Origin of the sequence: Polaromonas sp. (assembly GCF_049790275.1) — a bacterium.
Classification (GTDB): Bacteria; Pseudomonadota; Gammaproteobacteria; order Burkholderiales; family Burkholderiaceae_C; genus Polaromonas.
In genome coordinates, this window is the sequence record NZ_JBAQYR010000047.1 from 1 (window position 1) to 7426 (window position 7426).

The following is a 7426-nucleotide window of genomic DNA, read 5'->3' on the forward strand; positions in this document are numbered from 1 at the left end:
GGATCGCCATGGCCCAGCTCGGTGAGCACCCTCGCGCCCGCGAGCTCCTCAAGCGCGCTGCCCGCGGCTTTGGTGCCCATGAAGAACTCGCGCGAGCCCGCTGCGTGGTGGCAGAAGCCGAGGTAGCGCTGGCCATGCGTGACCTTAGCGGCTCACCACGCGCGCTGGCAGCAGCTGCGGCCACGCTTGAGGCCCATGCCGACAGTGCCAACGCGCTGCAGGCATGGCTCATCACGGCGCGCCGGCTGTTGTTGCTGGGCCGCTTGAGCGAGGCAGCGGCGGCGCTGGCACAGCTTGATGCGCGTGGTCTGCCGCCGTCGCTGAGGGCCGTGGCTGAGCTGACCGCAGCCGAACTGGCATTGCGCTCGCTGCGCGTCGGTGAGGCGCGGATGGCGCTGGCGCGTGCGCACGCGGCGGCCGAACGCGCACAGGTTCCTGCGCTCATGGCCGAGGTAGCAGAAGCGCGTGCTGCACTTGACCGTCCCGCTGCGCGGCGCCTCACTGCCAATGGCGAACAGGCGTTACGCCTGGACGAGGTTTCAGCGCTCCTGGCTTCGGACGCACTGGTGGTCGATGCCTGCCGCCGGGGGCTGGGTGCCGGCGACCAGTGGCGACCGCTGGCGCGCCGACCCGTGCTGTTCGCACTGGCACGCTTGCTCGCCGAAGCATGGCCCGGCGACGTGAGCCGCGAAGCCTTGATCGAATCCGCGTTCCGCACCAGGCGCCCTGATGAGACGCACAGGGCGCGCCTGAGAGTGGAGATCGGCCGCCTGCGCGCGCTGGTCAAAACGCTCGCCACCATCGACGCGACCGAGCGGGGCTTTATCTTGAGGCCGCTAGTCGGGCGCGACGTCGCCGTGCTGGCTCCGCCCATTGACGGTGACCAGGCCTCGCTGGTGGCGCTGCTCTCCGACGGCGCGGCTTGGTCCACCTCCGCCCTGGCGCTGGCCCTGGAAGCGAGCCAGCGCACCGTGCAGCGGGCACTTGCCGATCTCGAAGCCGACGGGCGGGTGCGCTCCATCGGACGGGCGCGGGCACAGCGCTGGCTGGCGCCGCCGCTGGCGGGATTCACGACGATCTTGTTACTCCCCGCTTCGCTGCCGATTGGATAGAGTTCTCTCCATGGCGCTGATTCACAGCGCGACAAGGAGCAGCAATGACGAACAAGCCCCTCAAGGAAAACCCCCAGGTCAAGGCCTGCCCCGCCGAGATCGTTCGCGAATACAGCTTCCCCGGCGTCAATGACGTCGCCGGCGTCACCCACGACGGCCAGCGTGTCTGGGCCGCCACCGGCGCAACGCTGATTGCCTTCGACCCCGCCAGTGGCGAACAGACGCGCACGCTGGCCTGTGCGGGCGACGCCGGCACCGCATTCGACGGCAAGCACCTCTACCAGATCGCCGAGACGCGCATCGACAAGATCGACCCGGCTACCGGCAAGGTGGTGGCGTCCATCCCGGCGCCCGGCAGCGGAAGCGACTCAGGCCTGACCTGGGCGGAAGGCAGCCTGTGGGTGGGCCAGTACCGCGACCGCAGAATCCACCAGGTCGACCCGAAGACAGGCGCCATCCAGCGCACGATTGAATCCAACCGCTTCGTCACCGGCGTGACCTGGGTGGACGGCGAGCTGTGGCACGGCACCTGGGAGGGCGACGACAGCGAGATCCGCCGGATCGACCCGAAAAGCGGCGCCGTGATCGAGCGGCTGGAAATGCCGCACGGCGTCGGCGTCAGCGGCCTCGAGTCCGACGGCGCGGATCTTTTTTACTGCGGCGGCGGAAAGAGCGGCAAGGTTCGCGCCGTGCGGCGGCCCAGGGCCGCATAGAACGCAGCGCGCAGGGCATAGCGCCCCTGCGCTGACAACCCCATTCGGTCATTGAACCGATAACGAGCGCACCCGGTACCAGCACGGGTCGGGCAGCGCATTGATCCACGCAACGCAAACCATGCAAACGGCTCACCGAGCCAAGGAGAATAACCGTGAAGCTTTACTACAGCCCATCCGCCTGTTCGCTGTCACCGCACATTGTGGCCAATGAGCTCGGCCTGCCCATCGAACTCGTGAAGGTGGACCTGGTCGCCAAACGCACCGAGCACAACGAAGACTTTCTCGCCATCAACCCCAAGGGCCTGGTGCCCGTCCTCCAGCTGGACAATGGCACCCTGCTGACGGAAGGCCCTGCCGTCGTGCAATACCTCGCAGACCTCAAGCCTGACGCGCAGCTGGCAGCCGCCAGCAGCGGCATGGCGCGTTATCGCCTGCAGGAGATGCTGGGGTACATCAATTCAGAGTTGCACCAGGGTTACCTGCCTTTGTTCAACCCAACCTGTAGCGACGAGGTTCGCATCGCACGCACGGCCCATCTGCACAAACACTACCGGCTGATAGACGCCGCGCTTGGTCGCACCCCATTCCTGCTGGGAGACCGTTTCACGGTGACCGACGCCTATCTGTTTGTGGTCACGCGCTGGGCAGATATCGTCAAGGTGGACCTGTCGGCCTTCCCCAAGCTGCTGGCGTTCCAGGAACGCATCGCTGCCCGGCCTGCCGTACAGGCGGCGATGCACCGTGAACAACTGGCTGGCGCCTGAGCGCAAGCAGATCTTCTTCCCCCACCCACTCAACCAGGAGAACACCATGAACAGCACCATGACAGAAACATCCACTGTGAAACACCCCGTCGTGTCCAGAGACAAATGGCTTGCCGAGCGCAAAACGCTGCTGGCACAGGAAAAAGAACTGACGCGCCTGCGTGACCGGATCGCCGGCGAGCGCCGCGCGCTTCCCTGGGTTCGCATCGAGAAAGACTATGTCTTTGACACGCCCGAAGGCAAACGCTCGCTCGCCGATCTCTTCGACGGCCGGCGCCAGCTGATGGTGCAGCACTTCATGTTCGGCCCGGGCTGGGAGCAGGGTTGCCCGAGCTGCTCCTACATGGCCGACCACACCGCCGGCATGAAGATCCATCTGGAGCACCGCGATGTGAGCTTTGTGGCCGTTTCGCGCGCGACGCTGCCCGAGATCGAGCGTTTCCGCCGCCGCATGGGCTGGAATTTCAAATGGGTCTCTTCCAACAGCAGCGACTTCAACTACGACTTCCACGTGAGCTTCAAGCCGGAAGAAAGGGTCAACGGCACCGTCAACTACAACTACGGCATGGTGGAATTCCCGGCCGAGGAAGCACCCGGCATCAGCCTGTTCTACAAGAATGATGCGGGCGAAGTCTTCCACACTTACTCGACCTACGGGCGCGGTGTGGAAGTGATGATGGGCACCTACAACATGCTGGACCTCGCTCCCAAGGGCCGGGATGAGCATGACGGGTTTTACAAAATGGACTGGGTGCGCCACCACGACCGCTACGAAACCGCGTCCGCATTTACGCCAGCACCTGAAGCCGTTTCGTGCTGCAGCGCCGCTGGCCAGTCGGCCTGAGCAGGAGCACACGGCATGGCAAACCTCTGGCCCTGGCTGGTGGTTGCGGGGCTTGGCGCCTTGCACGGGTTGAACCCCGCCGGCGGCTGGCCACTGGCCGCCGCCTGCGGTGTGCGCTCGCGCGATCGTATTCAGGCGCTGCGCGCCTTGCTACCCATCGCTGTGGGGCACCTTGCCTCTGTGGCACTGGTCAGCGCGGCAGTGGTGTGGGGCCTCTCCATGGACCGCGCGGCACTTCAGGCCCTGGCAGGCGGACTGTTTGCCGTCGCCGTGATCATTCACCTGTCGGGCCGCATGCCCAAGGTGGCGCGCGCGCCAGCGGGACACGCCGGGCTGGCGCTCTGGTCCTTCATGATGTCCACCGCGCACGGCGCTGGCCTGATGCTGGTACCCGCACTGGTTCCCCTTTGCGCGGGGGACGCCTCAGTGCCGGTGATCACAGGATCGGGGCCGCTGGCCCTGGCGCTCACAGCGGCAGGTATTCACATGGCAGCGATGCTCGCCGTCACCGGCATTCTCGCCACCGGGGTTTGCCGGGGCTTCGACGTCGGCGCCCGTTTTCTTCGGCCTGATTGCAATGATTAAAGTCCGGCGGAGATTTGATTGCTGCGCAAGAACTGCGGGCAGTCAGAAGTCATTTCCTGACTGATCTGGTCAGGGTGTCTGGCCAAGCCATCGCCGCCTGGACGGCGGTGATGAATGGCTTGATGAGCGGATTGTCCAGGTCTCGACGCCAGCACACGGCCACTTCCATTCCCCCGCCATCGTCTTCCAGGGGACGAAATGAAATGCCAGGGGGACTGCCGATCGCGGCGCATGCCGGGACGATGGAAAAACCCTCTCCGGCCAACACAAGAGCAAGGGCCGAGTGAACGGTCTCCACCCTCTGGATGATATGCATCGTGATGTTGTTCCGCCTGAGAAGCGATCCTATGAAAGAGGTGTCCGCCCCGTTCTCCACCTTCGTGCCGGGCAACCCAACAAGTGTCATTCCCTGCAATTTGGCCATGGGAACCACTTTGTGGCGAGCCAGCGGTGACCGCGCAGGCATAGCCAGGAGCAAGGGCTGCTTTCCGACCGTGACAGTCGCAATCCCGCTGCGCTGCAGCGGCGGCATACAGAGACCTGCCGTCACTTTGAATTCGTTGATCAGCACTTCGTACGTGCTGGCGCTCATCTCGACAAACTGGATGTCAACCCCGGGCAAGGTGCGCCTCAGCTCCGGCACCAACCTGGGGAGCACCGCATAGCCCAGCGCGAACATATAGCCCACGGTCAAGCGACCGCGGCGTCCCGCAGCCACCGCACGCGCGGCTTCGAAGCCGTCCTGCGCGAGCGCAAGCGCTTCCTTCGCGCGTGAATAGAGGGCACCGCCCGCATCGGTGAGCTCCATCCCCCTGGACCCTCGACGAAAGAGAGCAGTTCCAAGCTGCGCCTCGAGGTTCCGGATGTGCACCGACAGCGGTGGCTGTGCCATGTGAAGCTGCATCGCCGCCTTCCCCACGCTACGGGCGTCCGCAACGGCAACGAAATAACGCAGGTGCTTCAGGTCCATCAAGCCATATTAAACACGTATGGGATTGTCGTAAATCGGTATTAGACGAATGCATCGCGAAGTGTAAAGCTGGCACCCTGAAATATCTCAGGAACAGAGCCACAGATGGGTGACGACCTTTGCCAGATGCCTGCAACCGTTCTGCGCCGGAAAATCGCGCAGCGAGAGGTGTCGCCCGTTGAAGTGACGCAAGCGGTCCTCGATCGCGCCCATCGGCTTCAACCGGTGCTCAACTGCTTCATCACCATCTGCGCTGACGAGGCGATGCAGGAAGCGCGCGCCGCCGAGCAGGCGCTCATGCGCAACGAGCCGCTCGGTCTTCTCCACGGAATACCCTATACGTGCAAGGATCTGGTCAACACCCGTGGCGTTCGCACGACGTTCGGCTCGCTCATCTTCCAGGACAATGTTCCGGCGGAAGACGCTGAAGCCGTGGCTCGCTTGCGTCGGCAAGGCGCCATTCTGATCGGAAAAACCACAACCTCCGAGTTCGGCGCCAAGTGCCTGACTGACGCCCCCCTCTTCGGCCGCACCCGCAATGCCTGGCACGCTGATCGCTCCAGCGGAGGTTCCAGCGGCGGCGCGGCGGTGGCAGTCGCAGCAGGGATTGCACCGATGGGCATCGCCACCGACGGAGGCGGGTCAACCCGGATTCCTGCGGCGTGCAACGGTGTCGTAGGCCTCAAGCAAAGCATTGGCGTCGTTCCTCACTCTCAGACCGAAGATGTCTTCGGGAATCTCACGTATGTCACGCCGATGACGCGCACTGTGGCAGACACCGCCTTGATGCTCCAGGCCATGGCCGGGCCCTCATCCGTCGACCCCTGGTCCATTGGCCTGCCTGTACCGGACTATTGCAAGGCGGCTGCGGCAGGCGGTGACCTGCATGGCAAACGCATCATGTTCTGCATGGCCCCCTCGGGCCGGCCAGTTTCAAGCGAGGTCGCACGTGCTTTTGAGAATGCGCTCGCCCACCTGAAATCAATGGGCGCGCAACTGTGCGAAATGCCCGTCACCACCGACTTCGACATCGAGCCCCTCTGGCGCACCATCAACCACACGGTATGGGTGACGCGGTTTGGCGAGTGGGCACGCGAACGCCCGAACGACCTCAGCCCTTCCCTCCTCCAACAGCTTGAGCTGGCCAGGCACGTCACCGGGGTCGAGTATCAGCGGGCGATGTTCGACCGAACCCGCCTGTTCAGGCATGTCCAGGGGCTGCTACAGGAGAACGACTTTCTCGCCACGCCCACGCTGTCACGCACGGCCGTGGCCATCGACCAGGATCTCTTCGGCACGCTGGACATTGACGACCGGAGCTATCCGGAGGTCCGCGCGAACTGGTTTCCCTGGACGATGCCGTTCAACCTCACCGGACATCCCGCCATCACGCTTCCCTGCGGCTTCGATGCGGACGGACTTCCCATCGGCGTGCAACTGGTTGGGCGCTTCAGGGGCGAGGCGGATCTGCTTCACGCTGCATCGCTGCTCGAGGCATCGCAGGAATTATTGTTGCGCCGACCCAATGTGACTTGACTTAACCTGGGGGTAGATCATGAACAGACTGAACCATGGATTTTCCAAGTGGGCCTTTGCCTTCACGATTTTCAGCGGCGCTCTGACTGGCGCTCACGCCCAGTCAAGCTCGCCGGGTGGAGCTTCCACCGAACCCTTGAAGCTGGTTGTCGGTTTCGCGCCGGGAGGCGCTCTCGACACTTTGGCCAGAGCCATGGCCGAACAGCTACGGAAGTCCACCGGACAAACTGTGTTGGTCGACAATCGGCCAGGCGCATCGACCCGTCTGGCCATCGACTACGTCAAGCGAGCGCGTCCGGATGGCAATACGGTGCTTCTTGCATCCTCGGCGCCGTTCGTCATCTTTCCGATGACGTACAAAAAGGTGAACTATGACGTAGAGCGGGACTTCGCTCCGGTGGCGCATCTGGTGGAATTCCCCAGCGTCATTTCCACAAGTACCGCGCAGCCCTACAAAACACTGCCCCAGTATGTCGAATGGCTCCGGCGCCACCCGAAAGATGGATGGGTTGGACTCACGTCCCTGGGGGGTGGCCTGCACTTCTCTGTCCTGGCCATGTCCAAGGAACTCGGTATTCCCCTGGATCCCATTCCGTACAAGGGTGGTTCGCCTCTTGCAACGGACATCATCAGCGGGCAAATCCCCATCGGAACAGATGCGCTGGCCAGCCAACTGGAACTTCATCGAGGTGGCAAGGTGCGCATCCTCGCGGTTTCTGGAACACGACGCAACAGACTGCTGCCCGATGTCCCCACAGTGAAGGAAGCTGGCATCAATGGTTTCGACTATGCTAATTTTTCTTACAGCGCCTATGTGCCCGCGGGAACTCCGCCAGCCGTCATCAAGCGGCTCGAACGCGCACTGGTCGATGCCGTGAAAGAGCGCCGGGTGTATGCAC

At 63.7% G+C, this 7426-nt stretch carries 8 protein-coding genes; 7 read left to right on the plus strand and 1 reads right to left on the minus strand.

All coding sequences use genetic code 11. From position 1 onward, the window contains the following. The 5 genes from WA904_RS06045 to WA904_RS06065 form a co-directional block, all read left to right on the plus strand. The coding region (locus tag WA904_RS06045) for a helix-turn-helix domain-containing protein (RefSeq protein WP_425196226.1) at positions 1 to 1112 on the plus strand (1112 nt) is incomplete at its 5' end. A 44-nt stretch (positions 1113 to 1156) separates the two neighbouring features. Next, on the plus strand, positions 1157 to 1825 hold the full coding sequence (locus WA904_RS06050) for a hypothetical protein (protein WP_425196227.1): 669 nt from the start codon (positions 1157 to 1159) through the stop codon (positions 1823 to 1825). Between the two features lie 155 nt (positions 1826 to 1980). Next, the gene (gstA, locus tag WA904_RS06055) at positions 1981 to 2592 is read left to right on the plus strand and encodes a glutathione transferase GstA (RefSeq protein WP_425196228.1); all 612 of its coding nucleotides are present in this window, start codon (positions 1981 to 1983) and stop codon (positions 2590 to 2592) included. Positions 2593 to 2638: 46 nt separating this feature from the next. Beyond that, positions 2639 to 3436, plus strand: a complete 798-nt coding sequence (locus WA904_RS06060; RefSeq protein ID WP_425196229.1) for a DUF899 domain-containing protein — start codon at positions 2639 to 2641, stop codon at positions 3434 to 3436. Between the two features lie 15 nt (positions 3437 to 3451). Further along, positions 3452 to 4021 carry a hypothetical protein gene (locus tag WA904_RS06065; protein WP_425196230.1) on the plus strand — a complete coding sequence of 190 codons (570 nt, stop codon included), beginning with the start codon at positions 3452 to 3454 and terminating at the stop codon, positions 4019 to 4021. Between the two features lie 49 nt (positions 4022 to 4070). Here the strand turns inward: WA904_RS06065 and WA904_RS06070 are convergent, their stop codons facing one another. Beyond that, entirely contained in the window at positions 4071 to 4991 is a 921-nt protein-coding gene (locus WA904_RS06070) for a LysR family transcriptional regulator (RefSeq protein ID WP_425196231.1), read from the minus strand. A gap of 105 nt (positions 4992 to 5096) precedes the next feature. Here WA904_RS06070 and WA904_RS06075 point away from each other — a divergent pair, with 105 nt between their 5' ends. Beyond that, on the plus strand, positions 5097 to 6527 hold the full coding sequence (locus WA904_RS06075) for an amidase (protein WP_425196232.1): 1431 nt from the start codon (positions 5097 to 5099) through the stop codon (positions 6525 to 6527). A 19-nt stretch (positions 6528 to 6546) separates the two neighbouring features. Next, on the plus strand, positions 6547 to 7426 hold an 880-nt coding region (locus WA904_RS06080), incomplete at its 3' end, for a tripartite tricarboxylate transporter substrate-binding protein (protein ID WP_425196233.1).